This is a genomic window from Streptomyces sp. NBC_00448 (assembly GCF_036014115.1).
Lineage (GTDB): Bacteria > Actinomycetota > Actinomycetes > Streptomycetales > Streptomycetaceae > Actinacidiphila.
In genome coordinates, this window is record NZ_CP107913.1 from 4,811,251 (window position 1) to 4,837,469 (window position 26,219).

A 26,219-nucleotide genomic window follows, 5' to 3' on the forward strand; every position below is an offset into this window, starting at 1 on the left:
GCGGCCCCGACAGACGCCCCGGAGCGGTCATCCGTGCTGCACTCCGGGGCGGTACCTGATCAGGGCGCTGTCACGACCCGTCAGGCAGACGTCAGTGGCTGTCGGCGTTGACGCACGTGTTGCCGAACGAGGGGTTCAGCAGCGCGATCACGTTGACGGTGTTGCCGCACAGGTTGACCGGCACGTGCACCGGGACCTGGACGACGTTGCCCGACAGCACGCCCGGCGAGCCGGCGGCGACGGCGCCGGCACCGGAGCTGGCGAACGCGGGGACGGCGGCACCGGCTGCCATCAGGGTGCCGGCGGCGACCGCTGCGACCTTCGAGTACTTCACGGTGGACTCCTTTTCCGGAAACGGCGTCGTGCACCGCCACGGCTTTCGTGACGGCCCGCCGGGCAATTCCACGCCCGAGCACACCGCTGCCGACCGGACCAACGACCGCCCTGGTGTCGAGGAAACTCCCCGATCGCCACCGGGGCACACTATCCACCCGAATGGGCGGTGTAACTCACCGAAATCCCGGAAACCCGCGCCGCCCCCATTCCGCCCGGGCCGTTCGCTTTTCCCCACGGCGACGGCCCCGGTCCGCCCGACGGAGACATCGGGGGCCGGGGCCGTACACGACCGAACAAGGCCGGAGCGAGCCGGTCATGAACCGGTCGTAAGCGGGTCGCGATCAGGTCGGCGGCGTAAGCGCGCCGATCAGTGGTTGGCCGCGCCGTTGCCGGACAGGATCGGCAGGCCGTCCAGGATGTGCGAGAGCGGTTCGTCACCCTGCGACTGGGTGGAGTTCTCGGTGCACTGCTGGTTCTGCGGCGACGTCAGCACGTTGAGGTCCTGGACGCTGACCGGCACGACACCGATGAGCGAGCCGAGGTTCGCCTTGGCCGGCAGGGCGATGCAGGGCTTGTTGAGCGAACCCTGGATCAGCGCGAACGACGGGCTCATCACACCGCTGGTGTAGGTGTTGCCGTAGTTCTGCTCGGAGCCGTTGCCGTTGGCGGTGGTGGTGCCGTGGTCGTCGCCGATGGCCATCGCGCCGGGGGCGACCGTCGCGGAGACACCCGCGAGCGAGGCCGCGACGGCGGCCGTGGCGAGGATCTTCTTGATCACGATAGGTCCTTCTGGGAAGAGAGGGTGGCCCCGGTACCAGGGCCAGTCTGATCAACAGCGCGACAGCCGGTTGGTAATGAACCTTCACCCGAACGGATCGCCCCGGTCACCGTGCGGGACGCATTCCCTCACAAGGGTGATTGCCGATCTCCGATGCTGACACCCCGTCGCGTGGGTGAAATCCGATGGTCATAAGAAACGGCCAGCTCAGAGCGACTGCCGGCGGCGCCGCGCGTCCTGCGCGAGTTACCCGGGGTCGTCTGCGACCGTGCTGTGAGAATTCAGAGCGATTACCTGACAGGCACCGCATTCGTTGAGTGCACGCGGCCCGTTGATCAAGGTTGGTCCAGCGCTCCGGGCGATCCGCCGGAGCCGATCGCCGGGCCGTGGTACCGACCGGACTTCGGACTTCCCCGGGTCCCGGAGAGAGGGAACGGCGCGCGATGCCGCAAGACCATGACGACCAGGCCCCGTTGACGACGGGGACCGCAGCGGCCGGGGAAGCCCGGCTCGAGGGGCTGACGGTGCTGCACGTCGCGCAGCCGGTGGACGGCGGGGTGGCCCGTGTCGTCGCCGACCTGGTGCGCGCGCAGGCCGCGCGGGGCGCACGGGTCGTGGTGGCCTGCCCGCCCGGCGGCGGCCTCGGACCGGCCGCCGCCGACGGTGGCGCCGAGGTGGTGGCCTGGCCCGCCCGCCGTGCGCCCGGCCGCTCGCTGCCCACCGAGGTACGGTCCCTCGCCCGGGTGATCCGCGCGGTCGGCCCCGACCTGCTGCACCTGCACAGCTCCAAGGCGGGGCTGGCCGGCCGGCTGGCGGCCCGGGGCCGTGTCCCCACCGTCTTCCAGCCGCACGCCTGGTCCTATGACGCGGTGTCCGGCCCGACCGCCTGGGCGGTGCTGCGCTGGGAACGCGCCGCCACCCGCTGGACGCACCGCGTGCTGTGCGTCAGCGGCGCCGAGCGCGACTCAGGGGTCCGGCACGGGGTGCGCGCCGCGTGGGCGGTGGTGCCCAACGGCATCGACACCGAGCACTTCCGGCCGCCGCTGCGGCCGGCCTCCGCGCGGGAGGCGCTGCCCGCGCTCGCGGACCTCGGCGCCGACGCGCCCGTGGCGGTCTGCGTCGGGCGGTTGTGCCCGCAGAAGGGACAGGACGTCCTGCTGCGGGCGTGGCCCGTGGTGACCGCGCGGCTGCCCGCCGCCCGGCTGGTGCTGGTCGGCGACGGCCCGGACCGGCAGCGGCTGGTGGGCGACGCGCCGCCGGGTGTGCTGTTCGCCGGGAACGCGGCCGACCCGCTGCCCTGGTACCAGGCCGCCGACGTCGTGGTGCAGCCCTCCCGGTGGGAGGGGATGGCGCTGGCGCCGCTGGAGGCGATGGCGTGCGCGCGGCCGGTGGTGGCCACCGACGTCGACGGCGCCCGGGAGAGCGTGCCGGCCGCCGACACCGAGCTGTGCGTCGTGCCGCCGGGCGAACCGGCGGCGCTCGCTGCCGCGTTGCTGCGGCTGCTCACCGACCCGGCGACCCGTACCGCCGCCGGCCTGCGGGCCCTCGCCCACGTCCGCGCGCACCACGACGCACGCGTGTCCTCGGCGGCCGTCGGCGCGCTCTACACGGCCCTCGTACCGCACCCGGCGCGGCCCGGCGCGACCTCCCCGGCCACCCACCCGGACCGCGAGGTCGAGGTGCCCGCCCGGTGAACCGCGTGAACCGCCCCTCGACCCCGGACCACTCCGCCACCCCCGAGGCCGCCGCCCCGCCCCCCTGGCCCGAGACCGGCCTGCCACCGTACGGCGACGCGGCGTACGGCGACACGGCGTACGGCGATACGGCATACGGCGACGCGGGATACCGCGGGGGTTATGGTGCCCCGGCCGGACCCGGCGCCCCCTTCGGCGACTTCGCCCCTTCCACCGCACCGGCCGGACCCGGGCAGGCCGGGTCCGGGAACGGCCGCACGGCGATCCGGACGGCCCGAACCGGCCGGATCGCCAAGGCAGCTCAGGCAGCCCAGCCGGGTCAGACGGGTCAGACGGGTCAGACGGCGACGGACCCGGGCAGGTGGCAGACCGCGGGAGCCGACCGTACCGCCGACACCGACCTGCGGGTGGTCGTCCCCCAGCCGCAGATCCGGCCCGCCGCCGGCACGTGGCCCGGGCCCGACGCGGCCCCCGGCCGGCACCCCGCCGCCCCCGGACGCGTGGCCGAACCCGCCTCGCCGGAAAGGCCGTCGAGCGCCGAACGGCTGCTGTCGCCGGGTGGCGCGCTCGCCGCGGCGGACTGCCTCGCCGGGCTGGTCGGGCTCTGCGCGGTCGGGCCCTTCGGCGCGCCCGTGCTGCCCGCCGTGCTGCTGTGCGTGCTGCTGGCCGCCCACCGAAGAGCCGGCCTCTACCGGCCGGGGCTCACACCCACCGCGCTGGACGAGGTGCCCGCCATCGCGCTGGGCACGGTGCTCGGCTGGGGCCTGGCCGCCGCCGCGACCGCCGCGACCGAGCCGCACGGCGCGCTGAGCTGGCCCGAACTCCTCGACGCCACCGCTCTGACCGGCTGCGCGGCCGTCGCCCTGCGCGCCCTCGTCCATCGCCTGCACCGCACCCGCGCCCGCCGCGCGCCCGCCCCGACCCTCGTCATCGGCGCCCCGAACGCGGCCGAGCAGCTTGCCGCGACGCTGTGCGCCCACCCCGAGTACGGCCTCGCCCCGGTGGTCATCGCCACCCCGGCGGACCACGGCGGGCCCGGCGAACACGGCCTCACCGCAGCCGATTTCGCGTCCCTCGGCGCCGAACCCACCCTGGAGACGGCCTCGTTCGGTCCGGCCGGCGCCTGCGCGGACGTCCCGCCGCACCCCCCGGCCTCGCCATCCGTCCCACTCACCGTCCAGGACACCGTCCCGGTCACCACCCACGGCACACCCGACCCGAGCACCGCCGACACCGGCACCGCCCTCGCGTCGATCCCGCGCCTCGCCGTGACCACCGCCGCGGACATCGCCCGGGTCGCCGTGCGCGACGCGGTACGGCACGTGGTCGTGGTCGGGCCGGCCGGGCCCGCCACGGCGGAGGCCGTCGCGCTGCTGGCCGCGCGGCGCTGCCGGATCTGGCAGGCCGACCAGGACAGACTGCTGCCCGGCAGCGGACCGGCCGGGGCCGGGCGGGTCGAGCCGACCCATCTGTGGGGCTACGCCTACCGCCCGTTCACCGTCCGGCCCCGGCAACGGCCTTACGGCAAGCGGGCGCTGGACATCGTGCTCGCCGGGCTCGCGCTGACCGCGGCGGCCCCGATCCTGGCCGGCTGCGCGCTGACCGTGCGCCTCGCGGACGGCCCCGGCGTGCTGTTCCGGCAGGAGCGGATCGGTCTCGGCGGACGGCCGTTCACCCTACTGAAGTTCCGCACCCTGCGCCCCGCCGACGACCACGAGGCCGCGACCTTGTGGAGCGTGGCGCACGACAGCCGCACCAGCAGCATCGGCCGGCTGCTGCGCCGCACCTCGCTCGACGAACTGCCGCAGCTGTGGAACGTGTTGCGCGGCGACATGAGCATGGTCGGTCCGCGCCCCGAACGCCCTTTCTACGTGCAGAAGTTCAGCGCCGAGCTGCCCGGCTACCAGGACCGGCACCGGATGCCCGCCGGGATCACCGGCCTCGCCCAGGTGAACGGTCTGCGCGGCGACACCTCCATCCCGGACCGGGCCAGGTTCGACAACCACTACATCGAGAGCTGGTCGCTGTGGCAGGACGTCGCGATCCTCGTCCGCACCGCGGCCTCGCTCTTCCGGTTCGGCGGTAGCTGATGACCCTGACCCTCGCGCCGTCCGGCCGCACCCGCGGCGCCGGTCCCGCCGGCCGCCACGACGGCGCCGCAAGACACCAACTGACGCTGCGTCATTTCGCGTCGTACGCGCACCTGATGCCCGCCGTCGCCACCATCGCGCTGCTGGCCGCGCCCGTCGCCCCGGGCAACGTCAGCACCTCCGGCAAGGTCACACCGGCCGACGCGGCCTCCGCCGTGCTCGTACTCGCCTGCGCCGTACGCCTGTTGCGCGACCGGCGGCGCCTGCTCAGCCCGGCCGCGGCGATCGTCCTCGGCGCGCCCGTCGTCGGCTTCGCGGTCGCCGCGATCGCCTCGCCCGACCCCGGCGCCAGCGTGACCGGATTCGTACGCTACGCCCAGGTGTTCGTTCTCGTGCCCGCCGCGCTCGTGCTCCTGCTGCGCGACCGGCGCGACTTCGCCGTGGTCGCGGGCGCGGTGGTCGCCCTCGCCCTGGTCCAGGGCGGGATCGGCGTGTGGCAGTACGCCACCGCGACCGGGGCCTCGTACCAGGGCGAGGACATCCGCGCGGTCGGCACGTTCGGGCCCTCCGACATCATGGGCATGGCCACGGTCGTCGCGTACGGGCTGGTCATCTCGGTCGGCTACGCCCTCGCGCCCGGCCGCCGCGCGGTCCGCACCGGGGCGGCGGTGTGCGCGGCCCTGCTCCTGGTGCCGCTCACCGTCTCCTTCAGCCGCGGCACGTGGATCGCCACCGCGCTCGCGCTGGCCGCGATGACCCTGCTCGCCGGATGGCGGCAGGCGGTACGCGTCTTCGCGGTGCTCGCCGCCTGTGCGGTGCTGCTGGTCGGCGGGGTCGGCGTCGGCTCCCAGCTGATCACCCAGCGGCTCGCCAGCATCACGCAGGTCACCGACGCGCCCGACCAGTCCGTCACCGACCGCTACACCCTCTGGTCGGCGGCGCTGTCCATGTGGCGCGAGCACCCCGCCACCGGGGTCGGCCTCAAGCGCTTCCCCGACGAGCGCGACTCCCACGCCTCGCTCGCCCTCGACTCCGGCAGCGACACCGCAGGAGCCGGGCAGACCTTCACCCGCGAGCCCCTGCTCTCGCCGCACAACATGTACCTGCTCGCCCTCTCCGAGCAGGGCCTGATCGGCTGCGGCCTGCTCACCGGCTCCTGGGCGGCCCTCCTGGCCTGCGGCGCCGCCCGCCTGCACCGCGCCCGGCGCGCCTTCCGTGCCCGCGGCGCCTTCCGTGCCCGCACCGCCGTCGCCCCCGGCCTCGCCGCCGTCGGCCTCCTCCTCTGGCAGGCCGTCGACTTCCTCTACGCCGACATCGGCGGCCCCTCCACCCCCCTCACCGCCGTCCTGCTCGGCCTCACCGCCTGGTGGTCGCTCAACTCCACGGACGAGCCCGCCCGATGAACGACAGGGAAGCAGGGTTCGTCAAAGGCACCCGGGGCACCCCTCAGGACGTCTGGACCCACCCGGCCGACGCACCCGAAGCCGCCTGCCCGCCGGCCGCATTGGCGTACGCCGGCACCGAACCCCCCGACGTGTGGGCGCCCCCGCCCGAGCCGATCGACGTACCGCCGCCCCGGCCGCGCGACCCGGGCACGGCCCGGGAACCCTCCTCCCGGATGGCCCACGCCGCCGCGGCCACCGCGGGACTGAGCATCGCGGGCTCCGTCCTCGGCCTCGTCCGCGACCAGGGCATCGCCCACCTCTTCGGCGCGGGCGCGGAGAGCGACGCGTTCCTCGTCGCGTGGACCATCCCCGAGATCGCGGCGACCGTCCTGATCGAGGACGCGATGGCCCTGCTGATGGTGCCCGCGTTCAGCGCCGCCCTCGCCCGCGGCGAGGGCCCGCACGCCCTGATCCGCGGCACCCTGCCGCGCCTGCTCGCCGCCCTGGCGCTGCTGACCGCGGCGCTCGCGGCGGGCGCCCCCTGGGTCGTACACGTGCTCGCCCCCGGCATCGCCGACCCGACCACGGCGGTGGCCTGCACCCGGCTGACCGCGCTGACCGTCCTCACCTTCGGCATCGCCGGCTACCTCAGCGCCGCGCTGCGCGCGCACCGCCGCTTCGTCGCGCCCGCCGCGATCTACGTGGCGTACAACACCGGCATCGTCGCCGTGCTCTTCGCCCTGCACGGCAGGTTCGGGGTGCGGGCGGCCGCCGCCGGGGTCGCGGTCGGCGGCGTGCTGATGATCGCGGCGCAGCTGCCTTCCTTCCTGCGGGTGTTGCGGTCCACGCCGGTCGGTCCGGCCGGGCCGCGCCCGGACAACCCGCTCGGCCTGGCGCTGCTCGCGCCGGTCATCGTCTTCACGCTCAGCCGCCAGGCGCAGGTGCTGGTCGAGCGGTTCTTCGCCGCCCCGCTGCCCGCGGGCGCCATCTCGCACCTCAACTACGCGGAGAAGGTCGCCCAGTTGCCGATGGCGCTGTCGGTGATGATCGTGACGGTCACCTTCCCGGTGCTGTCACGGGCGCTGGCCGACGGCGACCGCGAGCAGGCCAGGCGCCGGGTCGAGCGCGACCTCGCGCTCGCCTGCCTGGTGGTGCTGCTCGGCACCTCCTACGTCATCGCCTGCGCCCCGCAGATCACCGAAGTCCTCTTCCAGCGAGGTGAGTTCACCGCCGTCGACACCGCGGACACCGCCACGGTGATGCGGGTCTACGCGCTCGGCCTGCTCGGCCAGAGCCTGGTCGGGGCGCTGGTCCGGCCGTACTTCTCGGCGGCGGGCCCGACCTGGTACCCGGCCGCCGCGATGGGGCTGGGGCTGGCGGTAACCGCGGCCGCGGACGCCGCCGCGGTCGGGCCGTGGGGCGCGTACGGCATCGCGGCCGGCAACGCGCTGGGCATCACCGTGACCGCCGCCCTGCTGCTGCGGGGCCTGGGCGCGCACACCGTCGCCGTCCGGGTCGCCGCCGTGGCGCCCAGGATCGGGCGGATCGCGCTGGCCGCGCTGTGCGCCACGGCCGCCGGCTGGGCGCTGGCGCACCGGCTGCCGGACCCGGCGGTGGCCGCGGCCGCCTGCGCGGTGGCGGTGCCGGTGGTGTTCGCCGGCGCCGCGCTCGCCGCCCGGGTGCCCGAAGTCCCGTACCTTCTCGCCACCGTCACACGGAAGGGCCGCCCATGACCGCTGACCTCCTTGCCCCCGCGGGCGTCCACGCCGGCCGCCGGGCACCCTGGACGCTGATGTACCACTCGGTGGGCGACCGCCGGGCCGGCGACCCGTACCTGGTCACGGTGACCCCGGAGCGGCTCGCCGGACAACTGCGCTGGCTGCGGCGGCGCGGCCTGACCGGCGTCGGCATGCGGCAGTTGCTCGCCGCCCGCGCCCGCGGCCGGGCCGGCCGGCTGGTCGGGCTGACCTTCGACGACGGCTACGCCGACTTCCTCACCGAGGCGGTGCCGCTGCTGCGCGCGCACGGCCACACCGCCACCGTGTTCGTGCTGCCCGGCCGGCTCGGCGGCACCAACGCCTGGGACCCGGACGGCCCGCGCAAGCCGCTGCTGACCGCCGACGGCATCCGCGCCGCGCACACCGCCGGCATGGAGATCGGCTCGCACGGCCTGCTGCACCGTGACCTGACCGCTCTGGACGACGCCGATCTCGACCTCGAACTGACCGAGAGCAGAAGCCTGTTGACCGACATCACCGGCACCGTCCCGGCGGGCTTCTGCCACCCCTACGGCGCGGTCGACCCGCGCACCGCGCTCGCCACCCGGCGAGCCGGATACGACTACGCCTGCGCGGTCGACCCCGGGCCGGTCGCCTGCGGCCACGCCCTGCCGCGCACCTACGTCGGCCAGGCCGACAACTCCCCCCGGCTGCATGCCAAACGGCTGCTGCACCGGATGCGGCGAGCCGAGCTCGCCACCCTCCCCGCCGTGCCACAAGGAGGCGACGCATGAAGGTCCTGCACGTCATCACCGGCCTCAACGTCGGCGGCGCCGAGCAGCAACTCCGGTTGCTGCTGCGGCACCTGGACGCCAAGTGCGAGGTGGCCACGCTCACCGACCCCGGCCCGGTGGCCGACGCGATCCGCGCCGACGGCGTGCGGGTGCACGACCTGCGGATGACCGGCAACCGCGATGTCGGCGTGCTCCCCCGCCTCACCCGCTTCATCCGGTCCGGCCACTACGACGTGGTGCACACCCACCTGTACCGGGCCTGCGTCTACGGGCGGATCGCCGCGCGGCTGGCCGGGGTGCACACCGTCGTGGCCACCGAGCACTCGCTGGGCGCCACCCAGATCGAGGGCCGGCCGCTGGGACTGGGCACCCGCACCCTGTACCGGGCCACCGAGCGGCTCGGCCACGGCACCCTCGCGGTCTCGGCGACCGTCGCGGAACGGCTGGTGTACTGGGGCGTGCCGGAGGCGCGGGTGCACCTCGCGCCCAACGGCATCGACCCGGACCGGTTCCGCTTCGACCCCGAGGTGCGCGCCGAGGCCAGGACCCGGCTTCGTATCCCCGTCGGCGCGTACGTGGTCGGCGGGGTGGGGCGGCAGGTGCCCGGCAAGCGGTTCGACGCGCTGATCCGGGCGGTCGCCGAGGTCCCGGACGTGCATCTGCTGCTCGCCGGCGACGGCCCCGAACGGGTGCCGCTGCTGCGGCTCGTGCACCACCTGAACCTCCAGCACCGGGTGCACGTCGCCGACTCCAGCGGCCCGGAGGTGCCCGGACTGCTCGCCGCGATGGACCTGTTCGTCTCGGTCTCCGCCGAGGAGGCGTTCGGGCTCGCGGTGGTCGAGGCGCTGGCCGCCGGACTGCCCGCGCTCTACACGGCCTGCCCCGCCGTGGAGGACGTGCCGGCCGAGGACGCGCCCGGCGCCTGCCGGATCGACCTCGGCGAACTGCCCGCCGCCCTGGCCGCGGAGCACCGCGCGGGGCCGCGCCGGCTGCCCGCTCCCGCGGCGGTCGAGTACTACCACATCGCCCGCACCGCGCAGCGCGTCATGGCGCTCTACGCGCAGGCGGGCGAGCGGCGGGGCCTGCGGCGGCGCGGGTCCGGTCCGGCCGCGACCGTACCGCGCCCGGCCCGGGCCGCCGGGACCCAGCCGGCGCCGCGGCCGGTCTCGCAACAGGCCGCGCAGCCGGTCTCGCCGCAGGCGGCGGCGCCGGTTCCGCAACCGCCCGCGCAGCAGGCCGCCCCGCCGGCCTCCCGGCAGGCGCCCGGCACCGTACCCGGCGCCGCCGCCGAACCCACCACCCCGACACCCGCGCAGAAGTGAGACACACCGTGACCCGCACGGACGACATCAACGACCCGCAGGACCGCGGGCGGCGCACGCCGCGACGCGCGGTGCCGCGCTGGCTGCCCCTGCCGCTCGGCATCGGCATCGGCCTGCTCGGCGGCATCGGGTACGGCCTGGTGGCCACCCCGCAGTACGCCGCGACCAGTTACGTGATGGTCGTACCGCGGCAGGGCACCGACTCGCCGACCGCGCTCGGCTTCGCCCAGGCGTACGGCCGGATCGTCACCGGCTCCGCGGTGCTGGCCGGCGCGCAGGCCGCCACCCACACCGCCGCCGGGGACCTGAAGAGCCATGTCCAGGCGGCGACGTCGCCGGACGCCCCGATGATCTCGGTCACCGGCAGCTCGTCCAAGGCCGGCACCGCCGCCTCCATCGCCAACGGTGTGGCCCGCTCGCTGGCCGCCACCGGCAACCGCGACGCGGACAGCACCGGCGTCCGCCTGCTCCTCTTCTCGCCCGCCGCCGCGCCCGCCGCGCCGTCCTCCCCGTCGGCGGCGCTGTCCGGCGCGGTCGGCGCGAGCGCGGGCGGGCTGCTCGGCGCGCTCGTCCTCCTGGTCCGGCCCAGGCGCGAGGAGGACGCCGCCCACCCGGCCCGCACCCCGCTCCCGTCGCCGTCCGCCGCCCCGTCCGCCTCCGCTTCGCCGTCCTCGTCCGAGCCCCGGCCCGAGCGGGCGGCGGTGTGACGGTGGAAGGCCCCGACACCGCGGCGCCGCCGGCCGCCGCCCGCCCGCCGCACCCCAGAAGCGCGGCGGACGCGGCCGGTGCGCCCGACCCGCTCGGCACACTCGCCGTGCGCATCTGCCGCGACCCCGACGAGTTCGCCGCGCTCGCGCCCGAGTGGACCCGGCTGCACCGCGGTTGCCCGCGCGCCACCCCGTTCCAGAGCCACGCCTGGCTGCACTCCTGGTGGCTGTCGTACGGGCGGCGGGGACGGCTGCGGGTCGTCCTGGTCCGGCGCGGCGGGAACGGCGGCAGTGAAGAGGGCCGCCGGGAGGGCGAGTTGGTGGGCGCGGTCGCGCTGATGCGCACCTACCGCCCGCTGCCCGCGCTCGTGCCGCTCGGCGGCGCCATCACGGACTACTCCGACGTGCTCATCGCCCCCGGCACCGCGGGAGCAGACACCGACGCGGACGCCGAACGCGGCGAGGACCGCGCGGACCGTACGAGTGACGGCGCCCGGCGCGGCGACCCGGTGGCCGCCGCCCTCGTCCTCGGGATGCGCCGGGCCGCCCGGGGCGGGGTCGTGGACCTGCGCGAGGTGCCGGCGGGCGCGGCGGCCGAGCGGGTGTACGCCCGGTGGCCCGGCCCCAAGCGGCGGCTCGCCGACTCCGAGTGCCTGGAGCTGCCCGGCGGGCCCATGACCGGCCTGATCGCCCGGGTGGGCAGCTCGCGCGGCCAGCGCATCCGCGCCCATCTGCGCAAGATCGACGCCTCGGGCATCGAGGAACACGACGTGCCCGCCGCCGACGTGCCCGCCGCCATCGGCACGATACTGCGGCTGCACACCGCCCAGTGGGAGGGCCGGGGCGTCACCCCCGAGCACCTGCGCCCCCGCTTCGCCGCCCATCTCGGCCGCGCCTGCGCCCGGATGACCGAGTCCGGCGAGGCCCGGCTCACCGAGTTCCGGATCGGCGGCGAGGTGGTCGCCGCGAACCTCACCGTCCTGTCACCGACCCTGGCCGGCGGCTACCTCTACGGCGCCGACTTCGCCGCCCTGCACTCGGCGAAGGTCGACCTCAACACCCTGCTGATGCGGCACGGCGCCCGCCTCACCACGGCCGGCGACCGCCCCGTCCTCAGCATGATGCGGGGCGCCGAACCGCACAAAGCCCACTGGCGCCCGCTCTCGGCCCCCAACTCCCGGCTCCTGCTGGGCACCCGCCGCGCCCTGCCGTCCCTCCTGGCCCGCCGGGCCCTGACCGCGGCCCGGGCCCGGCTGCGGGAGGTACGCCGCAGGCGCCGGCGGTAGGCCGCCCGCCGGACCGCCTCACAGCGCGCTGGTCGGCCCGGGGGACGGGGTGGCCGCGGGCGGAGCGGGAGCCGCGGGGGCAGCCGGCGCCGATCTGCGCGGCTTGAGCCGTACGCACACCTGCCCGCTGGCGTAGGACTGCTTCATCACCTCGCTGAGCGGCATCGGCACGCAGGTCTCGACGGGCAGGGACGTGGGCGCGGTGCCGGTGGAACCGGTGCCATGGGTGGGGGCCGGGCCGGGGGCCGCGGACGCGGGTGTGGCGATCTTCCGGCCGAAGAGCAGCGCCCGGTACACCTTCGACGCGTTGGGGTTCTGGTCGCACTGCCAGACGCCGTGCGGGCAGTAGTCGGTGATCGTCTGGTAGAGCGGGTGGTGGGTGATGATCCAGGTGAGCATCAGGCTCATGTAGTCGGCGTCGTCGCCGTTCCTGAACAGGCCCCACTCCGGGTAGGAGATCGCCTTCCGGTGCGCGGCGGCGAAGTCGACCTGGGCCTGGAGGCCGTACGGCTCGGTGACCTGCTCGTGGAAGTCGGTGCCGGGCGGCTGGTCGTAGGAGTCCATGCCGATGACGTCGACGGTGGAGTCGCCGGGGTAGCACGCGGTCCAGGCGATCGCGTCCCGGCCGCGGTTGGGGGCGAAGTCGAAGCGGAAGTGCTGGCCGGGCACGGCGCGCATGGCGGTGACAACCCGGTTCCAGTACGCCTTCCAGCCCGCGGGGTCCGGGCCGCAGCGGTGGGTGTAGGTGGTGCCGTTCATCTCCCAGCCGAGCACGATCACGGTGTCGGGGACGCCGAGCCGGACCAGCCGCCGGGCGAGCTTGGTGAAGTGCGCGTCGAAGGCGCCGCTCGCGCCCTGCTCGATCAGGTCGCGCACCTGGTCGTCGGAGACGTGGCCCTCGTTGTCGGCCTGCATCGGCACGTTGAGCACGAACAGCCGGCCGGGCTCGGCGCGGGTCCACGCGGCCCACGGCTGGAGCAGGTCGTCGTCGCCCTCGATGCTGTCCCAGTTGTCGCCCGGCAGGTAGGTGTGGCCGACGTTCACCTGGGTGCCGCCGAGCCAGTTCTCCAGCCCGCCGAGGCTCTGGACGCCCTTGCTGCCGGAGTCGGTGAAGGCGCCCATCGGCGGCAGCCCACCGGCCGAGGCCGCGGGTGCGCCCGTCGGGACGGAAGGGGTGCGGGTCGCCGTGCCCGACGCGGACGGCAGGGGGACGGCCACCGGGTTCCCGTGGGCGGGCAGACCGAGCAGCCGCCCGGCGGAGTCGTCGCCGAGCGCGGTCGCCGCCACCCCGGACAGCAGCACCGCGGCCGTGGCCGCCGCGACGCTCCCCCGCACCCACCAGTGGTGTCGCTCGGCCATGGCCACTCCTCGTTCGACGGCAAAGGCGCACCGGAAGCACCGCCTGACCGTCAGTCATAACGTACGAATAAATGGCGCACGCGGATTCGGCAGCTCGGTCGTGACCGTGCCGCGGACTTCGGGTGGGCCTGTTCTCTCGCCCTCCTCCCCGAACTCCCTTGCCCACAAAGGAATCCTCTCATCCGTCAAAAGCGTCCGGGAGCCGCTGGCGATATCACCCGGTCAGGTGAATTTCCGGATCGTCGTTGCCGTCCACCGGCCGCGATCCCGGGATTCCCCGCCGCACGGGGCAAGATGAGCCGCGGCCGAGTGCCGACGAGAGGAGCCGGGCATGCCGTCACGCAGAAGAGTGCTCAGGACGGGGCTGATCGCCGCGGCCGCCGTGTCGGGCACCGCGGCCGGGCTGCGTCCGATGCTCGCCGCCGGGCAGCCGACCTCGCGCGCCGCCGCCGCGCAGGGCGCCGGCGGGCAGGACGGGAAGGGGGCCGTACCGGGGGCGGACGGCGACGGATCGGATTCCCTGCTGGACGAGGTGGCTTCGCCGCTGTTCGACGAGGTCTACCGCGGCCGCCGCATCCAGGGCTTCCCCTCGGGCGATCCCAGCGGCCTGCTGCTGCTGGTCGACGGGCGTCCGCTGGGCGCCATGCGCCGGTACGACGGCAGCTTCGTCAGCATGGCCAACCACTTCCAGCCGTATCCGACGCCGCTGGCCACCGCCCGGGGCGCGGTCGACGTCATCGGGAGCGCCGAGCTGGCCGACGCGGCCGCCGCGCACCATCACTGACCGCCGAGCGTCGAGGGACCGCACCTGTGTACACCCGGATGAACCAGCGGAATCTGACCAGCGACCAGCGCTCGCGCTTCGTGCAGGCCGTGCTGCAGCTCAAGCGGAACGGCGGGTACGACAAATACGTCAAACTCCACACCCAGTACTTCAGCGCGGACGGCGAGACCGGGCTGCGGGTGGCGCACATGGCCCCGACGTTCTTCCCCTGGCACCGGCAGTTCCTGCTGGTCTTCGAGCACGAACTGCGGATGATCGACCCCGACGTCACCATCCCGTACTGGGACTGGACCGTGGACCGCTCCGAGACGTCGGCACTGTGGGAAGCGGACTTCATGGGCGGCAACGGCCGCTCCAGCGACGGGCAGGTGATGACCGGCCCGTTCGCCTACCAGGGCGGCAACTGGCCGATCACCTTCGGTGTCACGCGGGAGAAGTATCTGACCCGCGACATGGGCCGCCCGGACCGGCCGATCGTGCTGCCGACCGCCGCCGAGGTCGATGACGCGCTGAAGATCGCGACGTACGACACCGCGCCGTGGAACTCCGCGCCGAGCACGCAGGGGCTGCGCAACAAGATGGAGGGGTGGGTGGTCAGCGACGCCAAGGGCGGCTACCTGCACAACCGGGTGCACCAGTGGGTCGGCGGGCACATGACCGGCGGGTCCTCGCCGAACGACCCGATCTTCTGGCTGCACCACGCCTTCATCGACCTGATCTGGACCCGCTGGCAGCGGCTGCACCCGAAGTCCGGCTTCCTGCCGGCCAAGCCGCTGAGCGCCGGCGACCCCGAGCACGGCCGGGTGATCAGCCTCACCGAGCCGATGCCCCCGTTCAACGTGAAGCCGTCGGTGGTACTGGACCACCGCAAGTACTACACCTACGAGTGACGGCCCGGGGCGCGCCAGGTGTGCCCCTGGCCGCACCTGCCGCACCTGCCGCACCTGCCGCATCACGCGTACGGCCCCCGCCTCGTGCGGAGGCGGAGGCCGTACGGCGGTGCGAGGAACTCAGTACTGGCCGCCGCCGTTGCCCCCGGTGCTGTCACCGTGCGAGGAGTCGTTCTCGCACTGGTTGCCGAACGTCGGGTTGAGCAGGCCGATGACGTCCACGGTGTTGCCGCAGAGGTTGACCGGAACGTGCACGGGCACCTGGACGACGTTGCCGGACACGACACCCGGCGAACCGACCGCAGCGGCTCCGGCACCGGCGTCGGCCGAAGCCACACCCGCACCAGCGGCCAGCGCGGCACCTGCGGCGGCGGTGAGGGCCGCGGCCTTCGCGATACGCGACATCAAGATCTCCCTGAGACGTCATACGAGATGAGAATTGCCGCAACGCTGCGGCTTTTGACGCCTTGGGCAACGGTCGGGGACCGGGAATGGTCACGCAGGTTGGGCCGAATCGGTGAGGGTTCCTCGCGGTGGAAGCGCGGCCGGCGCGGGAATTGGGGCGCGCCGCCCGCGTAATACGCCGAGGAGGTGAATTGGCGCGGGGGCGGGCACACACGCGGCCCGCGGCCCGTTCCTTTTGACGAGGACGGACGGCGGGCCGGGTGTGTGCGGTCAGCGCGGCGGGAGGGCCGGGCGTGGGGTCACAGGGTCGGGGTGGTGGGGAGCGTGGGAGTGGACGGCAGCGAGGGGAGGGCCGGCAGCCCCGGCAGGTTGGGCGCGGGCAGACCGCCGCCGAGCACGGTGGCGACGGCGACGTTGACCAGGCCGGTGACGACCGCGGTGCCTGCGGCGAGCGCGCCGGTCGCGTCGCCGGAGGCGACGGCCTTGCTCAGGGAGTCCACGGCGGTCTGGAGCGCGGCCAGGGCGTCGGCCTGCACATCGGCGGCGGCCCGCGGGTGCACCGCCCGGGTGGCGGCGGCCGAACCGTTGGGCGCGGCGGGAGCGTTGGGCGCGGCCGGGGCGTTGGGGGTGGCCGGGGTCGCCGGGAGGGCCTTCTTCGCCGCGGCGATCGCGGCCGTCGCGGCGGTCGCGTCCGAGGCCACCTTGTCCTTCGAGACCGGCGTGGCGAGCGCGTCCTGGACCAGCGTCGTGACCGGGGCGAGCACGCCGCCCAGGTTGCCGAGCGTCTTGGCCTGGGCGAGCACCGCGGCCGCGTCGGCCTGCGCCTTGGGTGCCGTGGGCTGGGCGGCGGCGTGGTGGTGCGGGGCTTCGGCGGACGCGGTGCCGACGGCGCCGCCCGCAAGAGCGGCGACGAGCGCGGCGGAGACGACCAGACCGGTGGTGCGGTGGCTGTGCATGGAACGTTTTCCCTTCGTGGGGGCAAGTCTGCTACCTCGACCACCGTGGAAAGCGGCACCTGCTCCCGCAACCGAAACGTCCTCGCGGCCTCGGGGCCCACGACCCGACACCGGCGCAAGTCGACTGCGAACGCGGGGGGTTCGGCGATTCGCCCACCACCCGGCCGGGATACTCCGTTGGGGTGCGCGCCCGGGGCGGACCGCTCCACGAACGGGCGAATCCTGTGCCCGGGGGTCCCCCGCTGAGGTGACATCGGCGGGGTGCGGGGCCGGTAGCCCGTTAGGGTCCGGCCCATGAGCCAGACCAATACCGCGTCCGCGTCGTCACTCCAGAGCCGGCTGGGCACCCTCGTGGTGATCCCGTGGGCCGGCAGCCACGAGGACGGCCAGGACACCCCGTTCCTGCTGGCCTACTCCCTCGGCGACGGGGTGGACGGCCCGGCGGCCGGGCAGGAGGCGGTGCTCGAGGCAGCCGAGGAGATCGGGTTGCCGGTGGGCGGCGCGATCCTGGACGTCGCGCAGGCTCCGAAGGTGAAGGTGGGGCTGCTCGTGGAGGGCGGCAAGGCGGTGCTGACGATGCCTTACCTGAAGGTGACCTGCCCGGTGCCGGAGCAGTGGACGGCCGCGGCCCGCGCCCGCACGTCGGTCTACGTGATCCTGGCCAGCCGCCCGTGGCCCGAGGCGGTCCCGGGCACCGAGGTCACCGAGGAGGAGCTGCGCGCGTTCGCCGCCGACGAGGAGGTGCTGGGCAGCGCGGCCCACTTCACGGTTCCGGTGGGCAGCCTGCGCGGCTGAGCGGCCACGCAAAGGGGCGCCCCGAAGGGGGCGCCCCTTTTCCTCGCGGATCGTACGAGGTTCGCGGTGAGGTGGCGGTGCCACCCGGGCGGAGCTGCCACCCGGGCGGAGCTGCGGGCGACGGTCAGCCGTTGACCAGCTGGTTGCCCGCGCTCACCGCGTCGGACCCGGCCTTGACGGCCTTCTGCACGGCGGCGACCTTCGGGCCGACCCCGGACTGCTGGACCACCCCGCTGGCGACGCTGCCGGCCTGCACTCCGGTGTCGGAGGCGGTCACCGCGGTGCTCGAGAGGGTGGAGCTGAGGTCGGCGGCCTGTACGACGGGCGCTGCGGCGGCAGCGAGCACGAAGGAGCCGGCCGCGGCGGTGGTGAGGATGCGGAATACGTTCATGGCCGGTACAACGTCCGAGCCCGCCCGCAGGGCACGCCCGGGACGCCCACCGTCAGCCCCCGTCCACCGCGTTCACCCGCTCAGGTGGAGCGTCGCACCCGTCCGGCCGCATCCGGCCGCGCGGCGGTGAACGGTGGAAGGCGGGGGTGACAGCGGAGGGGCCCCGGCGACCCGCGAGACGGGAGGGACACGGCGCGCCGCGGTGTTGCCGGGCCGTGACAACTACCGCACAGCGCGGCGACGTTGGCTTGTCACGCTGCCCTCACAGCGGTTCGCACACCACCGCCGCACCGTCTCATCGTTCATGGGGGAACCGAGATGCCCGCGTCCACTCGCCGCAGCCGCGGCCGTAGCCGCCGTACCGCCACCGCCGTCGCCCTGACCGCGGGCCTCACCGCGGGCGCCGCCCTGCTGCTGACGGGATGCGGCCCCGACGACCCCACCGCGGACGGCACCACCCCGCCCGCGACCACCAGCAGCGGAACCGGCGGAACCGGGAACCCGACCGTCACCGCGAAGCCGGTCACCTCCGACTCGCCGCTCAACGGCACCGCGCACAACGGCCTGACCATCAGCGACGGCAGCCGCTACGTCGTCATGAACGGCACCCGCGTCGACTTCGGCACCCTGGTGCGCGACCTCGCCTGGTCCCCGGACGGCCGCCGGGCCGCGTTCGTGGACGGCGACGGCGACCTCGCGGTGAGCAACCCCGACGGCACCGGCCGGGTGATCGCGGCGAAGAACCCCGGCGGGCAGACCTGGTCGCACCCGACCTGGCAGACCCGCAAGTCGGACCCCGCCGACGGCATGCCCGCGCTGGACAACCTGATGTTCGCCGTGCGGTCGGGCTCCACCACGAAGCTGGAGAGCGTCCCCGCCACCGGCGGCACCCCGCGGCCGATCAGCCTCAACCAGATGGCCGGCGAGCACCCCGACCCGCTGCCGACCACCGGCAACGTCTGGCCGAACGCGGGCACGGCCGGCGCCGCGGCCTACGCCAACGCCGACAGCGGCAAGGTCTACATCCGCGACGACAACCTCCGGCAGCAGGGCTCGGCGCTCACCGACGGCTCCGAACCGGCGATGTCGCAGGCCGACGACGAGGCCATCACCTTCGTCCGCTCCGTGGACGGCCACGACCACCTGTTCCTGGAGGAGTCCACGGACAGCGGTCCGGCGTACAAGGACCTCACCCCGCACGCCACCACGGACTACACCGAGCCGGCGTTCGCGCCCACCGGCGACCTGATCGCCGCCCGCACCCCGGACGGCATCGTCGAGGTCCGCACCGACGGCTCCGGCACCCCGCAGCGGATCTCCGGCTACCGGGGGTTGCCGGCCTTCCGGAACTCCTAAGCCGGCGAGCCCAGTTCGGCCCGCAGCGCGGCCAGGTGGGTGTCGGCCGTCTCGTGCGGCAGGAACTCCACCACGTCCAGGAAGCGGAAGAGGGTCCGGGCCCCGGTGACCGCGAACTCGTACTCCGCGAAGCCGACCACCGCGCCCAGCACCCCGCGCACCGCGCCCCGTACGACATGCGCCGTCATGTCGTCGGGGCGCTCGGCGTCCGTGCCGCGGCGGGCGTTGGGGCGGGCCAGGTAGGGGCAGACCATCGAGGCGTAGAGCATGCACGCCCGGTGCCCGGGGCCCTCGGTGGTCGGCGCGAGGTTGCGGTACGGGCGGCCGGCCGCGCGCGCGTCGGCGATCGCCTCGGCCTCGGCGGCGCCCACCACCCGCCATACGGTGCCGCGCGGCATGCGGGTGCCGCACACCGAACACAGCCGCTGCCGGGCGCAGTCGGCGCTGCGCTCGTGGTCGGTGAGCGCGAACTGCGGCCGCTCGTCCTGCCACGGGGTGATCGCGGGCACGGGATAGCCGCGGTCGTCCCGCGGTCTGGCCTCGACGGGCGGCGGCTTGGGTACCGCGTCGAATCGCACGGGCCATGCCTATCAGGGCGGTACGGGCAGCCGGAACACCCCGTCCGCCGGGCTCAGTCCGCGGGCCCCCGCCCGTCGCCCGTACCCCCGTCGCCCGTGCCTCCTTCGCCCGCGCGGCGCTCGCGCCACTCGGCCACGACCTGCTCGACGTCGAACGGGCGCAGGTTCAGCGGCGGTCCCTGCGGCGGGCGGCGGATCGCGGCCTCGATCTTCTCGTTGACGGCCGCGATGATCTGCCGCACCCGCTGCTCGGAGCGCGCCTCGGCGACGGCGGCGATCGCGTCCTCGGCCTCCTTGCGCAGCACCAGCGACGGCGGCAGGAACGACAGTCCTTCGCGCTGCATCTTGCCCTTGACCCACCACAGTTCGTCGTAGGGGGTGTTCAGCGAGGCGAGCGGCTTCCCGCGGCCGGGCAGGTTCGCGAAGTCGCCGCGCTCCTCCGCCTCGCGGATCTGCCGGTCGGCCCAGGTCTCGAAGGAGACTCCTGGCGGCTTGCGTTCGGTCATGCGTCCACTCCTCGATACGCCTCGACTCGGGGTCGCCGGGCACCAACGGCGTGCACCTTCGAGGCTAACAAGCCCACTTGGCCGCGCGGTAAGGGGTGGCCTCCAGGAATACGGGCCTTACGACCTCTCCGTCCTCGGCCCGTGTCCCGGCACCGCCCGCGCGGCCAGCAGCGCCACGTCGTCCTCGGCCACGGCCGGCGCGAGCCGGTGCACCACCCGCGCCAGCAGCGCGTCCAACGACCCTCCCCCTGGCTGCGTCGGGGAGTCCCCCGCGTGCGGCAGCCGCAACCCCGCCAGCCGGCCCAGCGACACGTCGATGTCCTCGCCGCGCCGCTCCACCAGCCCGTCGGTGTACAGCAGCAGCGTGTGCCCGGGCGGCCAGGGCGCGTACACCGTGTCGTACTCCCCGCCGAGGTCCGCGCCCAGCGGCGGGCCGGGCGGCACGTCCAGCAGCGTCACGCTGCCGTCGGGGGCGATCACCGCGGGCGGCAGGTGGCCGGCGCTGGCGAACCACGCGGCGCCCCGCAGCGGATCGGCGATCCCCAGCAGGCAGGTCGCGGGCCGCTCCGCGCCCCCGGCCGCCAGCAGCCGGTCGATCCGGCTCAGCACCCGGTCCGGCGCGTCCCCCTCGCCGGCGCCGACCCGCAGCATGGACCGGTAGTGGCTCATCTCGACCGCCGCGCCGACCCCGTGGCCCATCACGTCGCCCATCGCCAGCAGCGTCAGCCCGCCGGGCAGCGCCAGCGTGTCGAACCAGTCGCCGCCGACGAGGTCGTTGGCGCCCGCCGGAAGGTAGCGGGTGGCGACGTCGACCCGCGGGTTGGGGGTGCTCGGCGCGGCCAGCAGCGCGCGCTGCAACTCGACCGCGATGCCGTGCTCCCGGGTGTAGCGGCGGGCGTTGTCCAGACTGATCGCGGCCCGCTCGGCGAGCGCGCGGGCGACGGCCACGTCCTCGTCGTCGAAACCGGGCGACGACCCGGCCCTGATCATCGTCACCGTGCCGATCTGCCGGCCGCGCGCGGCCAGCGGCACGATCAGCCCGGAGTGGATGCCCGCCGCCCGGTAGGCCGCGGCCCGCTCGGCGTTCGGCGCGGACCTGCTCAGCTCCTCGTCGGGCAGCAGGTTCATCACGATCGGGCGGCCCGTCTCCAGGCAGCGCGGGATCGCCGAGCCGGGCTGGTAGTCGACGTACTTGCCGGGCGCGCCGAAGCTCGGCGCCACCTCGCGCAGTGCGGGGCGGGCGCTCATCGCGGACCGGCGCAGCCGTACCGTGCCGTCCGGCGGCGGCCGGCGGCCGTCCCGGGTCCCGCTGGACAGCATCTCCACCGTCGCCATGTCCGCGAGCACCTCGACCAGCAGGTCCGCCAGTTCCTCGCAGGTCTGCTCCATCTCCAGCGTGGAGCCGATCCGCATCGCCGCCGCGTCCAGCACGAGCAGCCGCTCCCTGGCCCGTTCCAACTCCCGCCGCGTCTCCCGGTCCGCGCTCACCTCCATCAGCACCAGGCCCAGGCCCAGCACCCGCCCGCCGTCCAGGACCCGGTGGCAACTGCCGCGCCAGTGCCGCCGGGCGTGCGCGGAGTCCGCCCTGGTCTGGCCGCTGGAGTCCAGCTCGCGCGGCCGGCCGTCCGCCAGCACCGCGCGCATCATCGCCTCGTCGACATCGACCCCGGGCACCACCTCGGCGATCCGCCGCCCGACGTGCGCGTCGACCTCCACCCCGTTCATCAGCGCCAGCGCCGGGTTCACGTACAGGTACCGCAGATCGGGGTCGAGCAGCGCCACACCCGCCTGCGTGCCGTCCAGCAGCATCTGCCACACCGCACTGCCGGGCTCCGGAACGTCGGGCTGCATCGGCGTCCCTCCTCCGGGTCGGGTCGTAGCTCCACCCTGCCCGCAGGTCGCCGGATCGGCGATTCAAGGGGGTGCGTACGGAGAGGGGCCCGGCGCGGTGCCCTCGGTATACGGTTCCGCGCGGGTGCCCGCGGCGTACGGCTCTCCGGCATACCGGTCTCTAGGGTGGCGGCATGGTGCATGTACTCAGCAGCCGGACCCTTCTGCGGCCCGCCGACCCGGACCGCTCCCGCCGCTTCTACGGCGACGTCCTGGGCCTGGAGGTGTACCGGGAGTTCGGCGAGGGCCCCGAGCGGGGCACGGTCTACTTCCTCGGCGGCGGCTTCCTGGAGGTGTCCGGGCGCTGCGACGCCGCCCCCGCGGACACCCTGCGCCTCTGGCTCCAGGTTCCCGATGTCGAGGCCGCCCACCGGGAGCTGCGGGCCCGGGGCGCCGAGATCGTGCGGGAGCCGCGCCAGGAGCCCTGGGGGCTGATCGAGATGTGGATCACCGACCCCGACGGCCACCGCATCGTCCTGGTGGAGGTCCCGGCCGACCATCCGCTGCGGTACCGGCCCGGACTCTGACGACCGGGGCCCGAGCCGGAGCCGTCACCGGGCCCGGAGCCACCCGGGTCAGCCCGGGGGCACCCCGAGCCGTCCCTCCAGCTGGACCAGCAGCTCGGCGAGGAGCGCGGCGACCTGCCGCTGGTCGCCGTCCGGGAGGCCGGAGAGCGCGACCCGCTCGTAGCGCAGCTGGTCGGGCACGACCGAGTCGATCAGCTCGCCGCCGCTGCGGGTGAGCCGTACCCGGGCGACCCTGCGGTCCCTGGTGTCACTGCGGCGCTCCACCCAGCCGCGCTCGCCGAGCAGCTTCAGCCGCTTGGTCACGGCCGCGCCCGAGGAGAAGGTCTCCCGGGCCAGCTCGCCGGGGGTCAGTTCGCGCCCGGTCCGCCGCAGGGTGCTGAGCAGGTCGAACTCGGCCCGGGTCAGGCCGACCCGGCGCAGCGGGGCGTCCTCGGCCTGCTGGAGGAGCGCGGCGCAGCGGTTGATCCGGCCGATGACCTCCATCGGAGCGGTGTCCAGGTCGGGGCGGACGGTCTGCCACTGGCGGACCACCACGGCCACGGTGTCGTCGGCCGGCCCGCCCTCGCTCGCTGCCGTCATGCCGCCGCACTCCCTCCGGTACCGGTCGCGGTGCCGCCGGCCCCCAGCCCCTGCACGAGCCCCTGCGCGCGTACCGTCTCGGCGAGCGTACGGTGTCCGTCCCGCTCCACGTCCAGCACCTCCTGCTCGGGCAGCGGGGACTGCCACCACTCGCCGGCCGCGATGTCCCTGGCCTGGCGCAGCTCGATCAGGGCGAAGGCCAGCCGCCGTCCGGCGGCCTCCAGGGTCCCGCGGGCCGGGGCGGCGAGCGCGGACCGTGCCTGCCGCTGCGCGGTACGGGCGCCGACCAGCGCCGTCCGCAGCTGGTGGGCTGGGCGGCGGGTGACCACGGCCATGCTGACCAGCACCCCGACGACGGCGCCGACCAGGGTGTCGAGGACCCGGTCGGTGAGGAGCTCACCGACCGGCCGTCGCCCGGCGAACTCGACGACCAGCAGCGCCATCGGCGTCACGCAGATGCTGCCCAGCCAGTAGTTGCGGGGCATGAGGGCCTCGGCGCCGAAGTTGAACGCCAGGGCGACCAGCACCAGGGCGGTCGGGCCGGTGTGGGTGAGCGGGACCACGGCGGCGAAGACCAGGACCCCGATCAGGTTGCCGACGACCCGCTGGATGCTGCGGCGCCAGGACTGGGTGACGTTGGCCTGGGAGACGGCGGCGGCGGTGACGATGGCCCAGTAGGGGCGTCCGACGCCGAGGCCGAAGGAGGCGTAGCCGGCCAGCGCACAGCCGAGGAAGGTGCGGACGGCGACCGGGAAGAGCGCACCGCCCGGCCGCAGCCGCTGCCAGAGGGAGGGCGCGGAGACGGCGAGCTCGGTCTCGATGCCGAGGAGTTCGGTGTCGTCGGCCTGACCGGCCGGGCGCGGGACGGGGCCGGTGCCGCGCAGCCGGGCGGCCCAGCCGCTGAGGAGGGCGGGGTCGGCGGGGGTGGGTGCGGAGAGCGCGACCTCGGCGTGGATCAGCAGGCGTTCCAGGGCCCGCCGGTCCTCGGTGCGCCGGCCGCTGACCGTCAGGTTCTGCCAGCCGGTCTGGATGGCGGCGGCCGCGTTCGCACGGGCCGGCCCCGCCTCCGGGTCACCCGCCGGGAGTCCCGCGTACCGTGCCGCCGCCCGGAGCGCGCCGCGTACCGCGCGGCGCTCGGGGCCCTGCGGGCGGACCAGCCCGGGGGCCATGCTCACCAGGTAGGCGAGGGCCGCCGATGCCAGGGCGAGGCCGATGTGGCCGGGGACCTGGCCGATGGTCTGGGGCGCGAACAGGGCCGCCGAACTGATGAACGCGAAGATCACATGGGCGGGCGGGCCGATCCTGGTGGCATCGCAGAGCAGCTTCTGCAGCGCGGCGAGCAGCGCGCCGACGGTGATCAGCACCATGACGCTGTCGGTGAGCGAGGCGACGACGAGGGCGACCGCGAGGCAGCCGACCATGCCGAGGACGACGCCGATCAGCGTCCTGGCGCGGCCGGCATACGGCCGGTTGTGCGCGTACGTGGCGCAGAGCGAGCCGGCCATCGTGTACATCGCCAGATCCAGTCGGCCCAGGCAGAGCAGGACGACGTTGGGGATCGCCGAGGCGATCACCGCGCTGGTGGCGGGCTTGAACCAGATGTCCGACGTCCTGCCCAGGCGCAGCACACCGGCGGTGGGGAGCCTGCGCGGCCGGTGCGAGCGGGGGGTGGGGGTGGCGCCGTTCATACAACAAGCTTACCAAGTGTTTTACTCGAAAACTAAATGGCTGCCGCGCCCGCGGGCGCGGCAGCCCTCACCCGGTCGGCGGAACCAGGTCCGGCGACCTTTCGTACGGCTATGGGCCTTTCGGTCCCGTGCCATCCCTGCGGCGTGGCTGCGCCCGGACAAGCCGGGCCGGTAGGCTTTCCGTGTGATCTTCAAGCGCATCGGAAACGGGAAGCCGTACCCGGACCACGGCCGGGTCAGCACGCGCGAGTGGGCGGACGTCGCCCCGCGTCCCGTGCGACTGGACCAGTTGGTGACCACCAAGGGACAGCTCGACCTGGAGACACTCCTGGCGGAGGACTCCACCTTCTACGGGGACCTGTTCGCACACGTCGTGAAGTGGCAGGGCGACCTCTATCTGGAGGACGGGCTGCACCGCGCCGTGCGCGCGGCGCTCCAGCAGCGGCAAGTGCTGCACGCCCGGGTCCTGGAGATGGACTGACAATCCGCTTACGCTGCGCTCATGAGCATGCTGACCCCCTCCGGGATGGGCGGGAAGTACCGGGTAACGGGTAACTCGTATCCGCGTATGCGTCCGCCCAGGCGGCGCGGCCGATTCGTGGCCGCCCTGATCGCCGCGGTTGTCGTACTCGGCCTCTTCAGCTGGGGGGCCCTGCAGCTCTTCCATGTCTTCAGCGGCGACAGCAAGGACGCCAAGGCGAACGCCGCGCCCAGCCATCCGTCCTGCTCGCCCGCAGCCGCTCCGGTGGCCACCGGCAAGCCGATCGCCCTGCCGAAGCCGACGCAGGTGACGATGAACGTCCTCAACGCGACCACGCGCGGCGGGCTCGCGAAGTCCACCGCGGACCAGCTCGCCGGCCGCGGCTTCAAGGTGTCGAAGTTCGGGAACGCGCCCGACGAGTACAACGCGAAGATCACGCAGTCCGCGCTGATCATCTCCGGGCCGGCCGGGGAGGCCGCCGCCCGCGAGGCGGGTACGCAGATGGTCGGCTCCGCCGTGAAGATCGACCCCAAGCGGAAGGGGGCGACGGTCGACGTGCTCATCGGCAACGCCTTCGCGAAGCTGGCGACGCCTACGCAGGCGGCGGAGGCGCGGGTTGTCGCGGCGAATCCGCCGGCGCCCAAGCCGACGTGCAGCCCCAAGAACTGAGCAGATCCACCCGGCTGCCCCGTCCTGCCGTTCGCGGGACCTTGCGGTCCGGGGCTGGTCGCTGGGGGCACCCCCTCTGGGGGAGTTCCCCGCGCCCCTGAGTATGTGCTGCTCCCACCGTGCTTGCCCCGGGAGCACCCGGGCAAAATCCAGCGGCGCGCCACCGGCCTGCGGCCGGGAACAGACCGACACCACGACGGCACGGCGCAACCAGCCCCCTCCGGCAGGTGGTCCCTGAACCGGCAGGACTGGGGC

The 26,219-nt window shown here is 74.7% G+C and carries 25 protein-coding genes and 1 pseudogene; 15 read left to right on the forward strand and 11 right to left on the reverse strand.

The features are described from left to right. Positions 1-91: 91 nt before the first annotated feature. Together OG370_RS20430 and OG370_RS20435 are read right to left on the reverse strand one after the other, a co-directional pair. Positions 92-334: a chaplin gene (locus OG370_RS20430; RefSeq protein WP_328466327.1), complete on the reverse strand. Its 243-nt coding sequence runs from the start codon at positions 332-334 to the stop codon at positions 92-94. A 369-nt stretch (positions 335-703) separates the two neighbouring features. Beyond that, entirely contained in the window at positions 704-1,114 is a 411-nt protein-coding gene (locus tag OG370_RS20435; protein WP_328466329.1) for a rodlin, read from the reverse strand. Between the two features lie 443 nt (positions 1,115-1,557). On the opposite strand from OG370_RS20435, the gene OG370_RS20440 reads away from it, so the two are divergent. The 8 genes and pseudogenes from OG370_RS20440 to OG370_RS20475 all read left to right on the forward strand — a co-directional run bounded on the left by OG370_RS20440 (position 1,558) and on the right by OG370_RS20475 (position 12,110). Further along, positions 1,558-2,808: a glycosyltransferase gene (locus OG370_RS20440; protein WP_328466331.1), complete on the forward strand. Its 1,251-nt coding sequence runs from the start codon at positions 1,558-1,560 to the stop codon at positions 2,806-2,808. 1,283 nt (positions 2,809-4,091) lie between these two features. Then, positions 4,092-4,898: pseudogene (locus tag OG370_RS41515) on the forward strand (sugar transferase); the annotation flags it as partial. Continuing rightward, positions 4,898-6,301, forward strand: a complete 1,404-nt coding sequence (locus OG370_RS20450; protein ID WP_443060712.1) for an O-antigen ligase family protein — start codon at positions 4,898-4,900, stop codon at positions 6,299-6,301. The pseudogene OG370_RS41515 and the gene OG370_RS20450, both read left to right, overlap by 1 nt. Next, complete coding sequence (locus OG370_RS20455; protein ID WP_328466335.1) at positions 6,298-8,016, forward strand: lipid II flippase MurJ; 1,719 nt, start codon at positions 6,298-6,300, stop codon at positions 8,014-8,016. Before OG370_RS20450 ends, OG370_RS20455 begins: the two co-directional genes overlap by 4 nt. After that, positions 8,013-8,795, forward strand: a complete 783-nt coding sequence (locus tag OG370_RS20460) for a polysaccharide deacetylase family protein (RefSeq protein ID WP_328466337.1) — start codon at positions 8,013-8,015, stop codon at positions 8,793-8,795. Before OG370_RS20455 ends, OG370_RS20460 begins: the two co-directional genes overlap by 4 nt. Further along, entirely contained in the window at positions 8,792-10,117 is a 1,326-nt protein-coding gene (locus tag OG370_RS20465) for a glycosyltransferase (RefSeq protein ID WP_328466339.1), read from the forward strand. The genes OG370_RS20460 and OG370_RS20465 overlap by 4 nt, the downstream gene beginning before the upstream one ends. A gap of 8 nt (positions 10,118-10,125) precedes the next feature. Then, positions 10,126-10,824, forward strand: coding sequence for a lipopolysaccharide biosynthesis protein (locus tag OG370_RS20470; protein WP_328466340.1), 699 nt, complete (start codon positions 10,126-10,128; stop codon positions 10,822-10,824). Positions 10,825-10,826: 2 nt separating this feature from the next. Then, positions 10,827-12,110 carry a GNAT family N-acetyltransferase gene (locus OG370_RS20475; protein WP_328466342.1) on the forward strand — a complete coding sequence of 428 codons (1,284 nt, stop codon included), beginning with the start codon at positions 10,827-10,829 and terminating at the stop codon, positions 12,108-12,110. A gap of 18 nt (positions 12,111-12,128) precedes the next feature. On the opposite strand, the gene OG370_RS20480 is transcribed toward OG370_RS20475, so the two are convergent. Further along, positions 12,129-13,469 (reverse strand): glycoside hydrolase family 26 protein, encoded by a 1,341-nt coding sequence (locus OG370_RS20480; RefSeq protein WP_328466344.1) that lies wholly within the window; start codon positions 13,467-13,469, stop codon positions 12,129-12,131. Positions 13,470-13,800: 331 nt separating this feature from the next. On the opposite strand from OG370_RS20480, the gene OG370_RS20485 reads away from it, so the two are divergent. Both OG370_RS20485 and OG370_RS20490 read left to right on the forward strand, forming a co-directional pair. Beyond that, complete coding sequence (locus OG370_RS20485; RefSeq protein WP_328466346.1) at positions 13,801-14,253, forward strand: tyrosinase family oxidase copper chaperone; 453 nt, start codon at positions 13,801-13,803, stop codon at positions 14,251-14,253. Between the two features lie 38 nt (positions 14,254-14,291). After that, positions 14,292-15,143, forward strand: coding sequence for a tyrosinase family protein (locus tag OG370_RS20490; RefSeq protein ID WP_328466348.1), 852 nt, complete (start codon positions 14,292-14,294; stop codon positions 15,141-15,143). Positions 15,144-15,263: 120 nt separating this feature from the next. Here OG370_RS20490 and OG370_RS20495 read toward each other — a convergent pair whose 3' ends face one another. Together OG370_RS20495 and OG370_RS20500 are read right to left on the reverse strand one after the other, a co-directional pair. Next, complete coding sequence (locus OG370_RS20495) at positions 15,264-15,548, reverse strand: chaplin (RefSeq protein ID WP_328466350.1); 285 nt, start codon at positions 15,546-15,548, stop codon at positions 15,264-15,266. A 299-nt stretch (positions 15,549-15,847) separates the two neighbouring features. Then, complete coding sequence (locus OG370_RS20500) at positions 15,848-16,504, reverse strand: hypothetical protein (RefSeq protein WP_328466352.1); 657 nt, start codon at positions 16,502-16,504, stop codon at positions 15,848-15,850. 294 nt (positions 16,505-16,798) lie between these two features. On the opposite strand from OG370_RS20500, the gene OG370_RS20505 reads away from it, so the two are divergent. Next, positions 16,799-17,299 carry a DUF5949 family protein gene (locus tag OG370_RS20505; RefSeq protein ID WP_328466354.1) on the forward strand — a complete coding sequence of 167 codons (501 nt, stop codon included), beginning with the start codon at positions 16,799-16,801 and terminating at the stop codon, positions 17,297-17,299. Between the two features lie 124 nt (positions 17,300-17,423). Here OG370_RS20505 and OG370_RS20510 read toward each other — a convergent pair whose 3' ends face one another. Then, positions 17,424-17,690, reverse strand: coding sequence for a hypothetical protein (locus tag OG370_RS20510; RefSeq protein WP_328466356.1), 267 nt, complete (start codon positions 17,688-17,690; stop codon positions 17,424-17,426). Positions 17,691-18,008: 318 nt separating this feature from the next. On the opposite strand from OG370_RS20510, the gene OG370_RS20515 reads away from it, so the two are divergent. After that, positions 18,009-19,046 carry a hypothetical protein gene (locus OG370_RS20515; protein WP_328466358.1) on the forward strand — a complete coding sequence of 346 codons (1,038 nt, stop codon included), beginning with the start codon at positions 18,009-18,011 and terminating at the stop codon, positions 19,044-19,046. Here OG370_RS20515 and OG370_RS20520 read toward each other — a convergent pair. The 3 genes from OG370_RS20520 to OG370_RS20530 all read right to left on the reverse strand — a co-directional run bounded on the left by OG370_RS20520 (position 19,043) and on the right by OG370_RS20530 (position 21,981). Further along, positions 19,043-19,624 (reverse strand): hypothetical protein, encoded by a 582-nt coding sequence (locus OG370_RS20520; RefSeq protein WP_328466360.1) that lies wholly within the window; start codon positions 19,622-19,624, stop codon positions 19,043-19,045. The two genes, OG370_RS20515 and OG370_RS20520, sit on opposite strands and share 4 nt — an antisense overlap. A gap of 53 nt (positions 19,625-19,677) precedes the next feature. Continuing rightward, entirely contained in the window at positions 19,678-20,130 is a 453-nt protein-coding gene (locus OG370_RS20525) for a J-domain-containing protein (RefSeq protein ID WP_328466362.1), read from the reverse strand. Between the two features lie 117 nt (positions 20,131-20,247). Continuing rightward, on the reverse strand, positions 20,248-21,981 hold the full coding sequence (locus OG370_RS20530; protein ID WP_328466364.1) for a SpoIIE family protein phosphatase: 1,734 nt from the start codon (positions 21,979-21,981) through the stop codon (positions 20,248-20,250). A 173-nt stretch (positions 21,982-22,154) separates the two neighbouring features. Here OG370_RS20530 and OG370_RS20535 point away from each other — a divergent pair, with 173 nt between their 5' ends. Next, positions 22,155-22,547 carry a VOC family protein gene (locus tag OG370_RS20535; protein WP_328466366.1) on the forward strand — a complete coding sequence of 131 codons (393 nt, stop codon included), beginning with the start codon at positions 22,155-22,157 and terminating at the stop codon, positions 22,545-22,547. A gap of 48 nt (positions 22,548-22,595) precedes the next feature. On the opposite strand, the gene OG370_RS20540 is transcribed toward OG370_RS20535, so the two are convergent. Both OG370_RS20540 and OG370_RS20545 read right to left on the reverse strand, forming a co-directional pair. Then, complete coding sequence (locus OG370_RS20540; protein ID WP_329367239.1) at positions 22,596-23,126, reverse strand: MarR family winged helix-turn-helix transcriptional regulator; 531 nt, start codon at positions 23,124-23,126, stop codon at positions 22,596-22,598. Next, positions 23,123-24,814: an FUSC family protein gene (locus OG370_RS20545; RefSeq protein ID WP_443060713.1), complete on the reverse strand. Its 1,692-nt coding sequence runs from the start codon at positions 24,812-24,814 to the stop codon at positions 23,123-23,125. The genes OG370_RS20540 and OG370_RS20545 overlap by 4 nt, the downstream gene beginning before the upstream one ends. Before the next feature lie 184 nt (positions 24,815-24,998). Between OG370_RS20545 and OG370_RS20550 the strand changes: the two genes are divergently transcribed. Both OG370_RS20550 and OG370_RS20555 read left to right on the forward strand, forming a co-directional pair. Next, the gene (locus tag OG370_RS20550) at positions 24,999-25,295 is read left to right on the forward strand and encodes a type II toxin-antitoxin system VapB family antitoxin (RefSeq protein WP_328466369.1); all 297 of its coding nucleotides are present in this window, start codon (positions 24,999-25,001) and stop codon (positions 25,293-25,295) included. A 21-nt stretch (positions 25,296-25,316) separates the two neighbouring features. Next, a complete protein-coding gene (locus OG370_RS20555; RefSeq protein ID WP_328466371.1) occupies positions 25,317-25,964 on the forward strand; it encodes a LytR C-terminal domain-containing protein in 648 nt (215 codons plus the stop codon). The last annotated feature ends 255 nt before the right edge of the window (positions 25,965-26,219 follow it).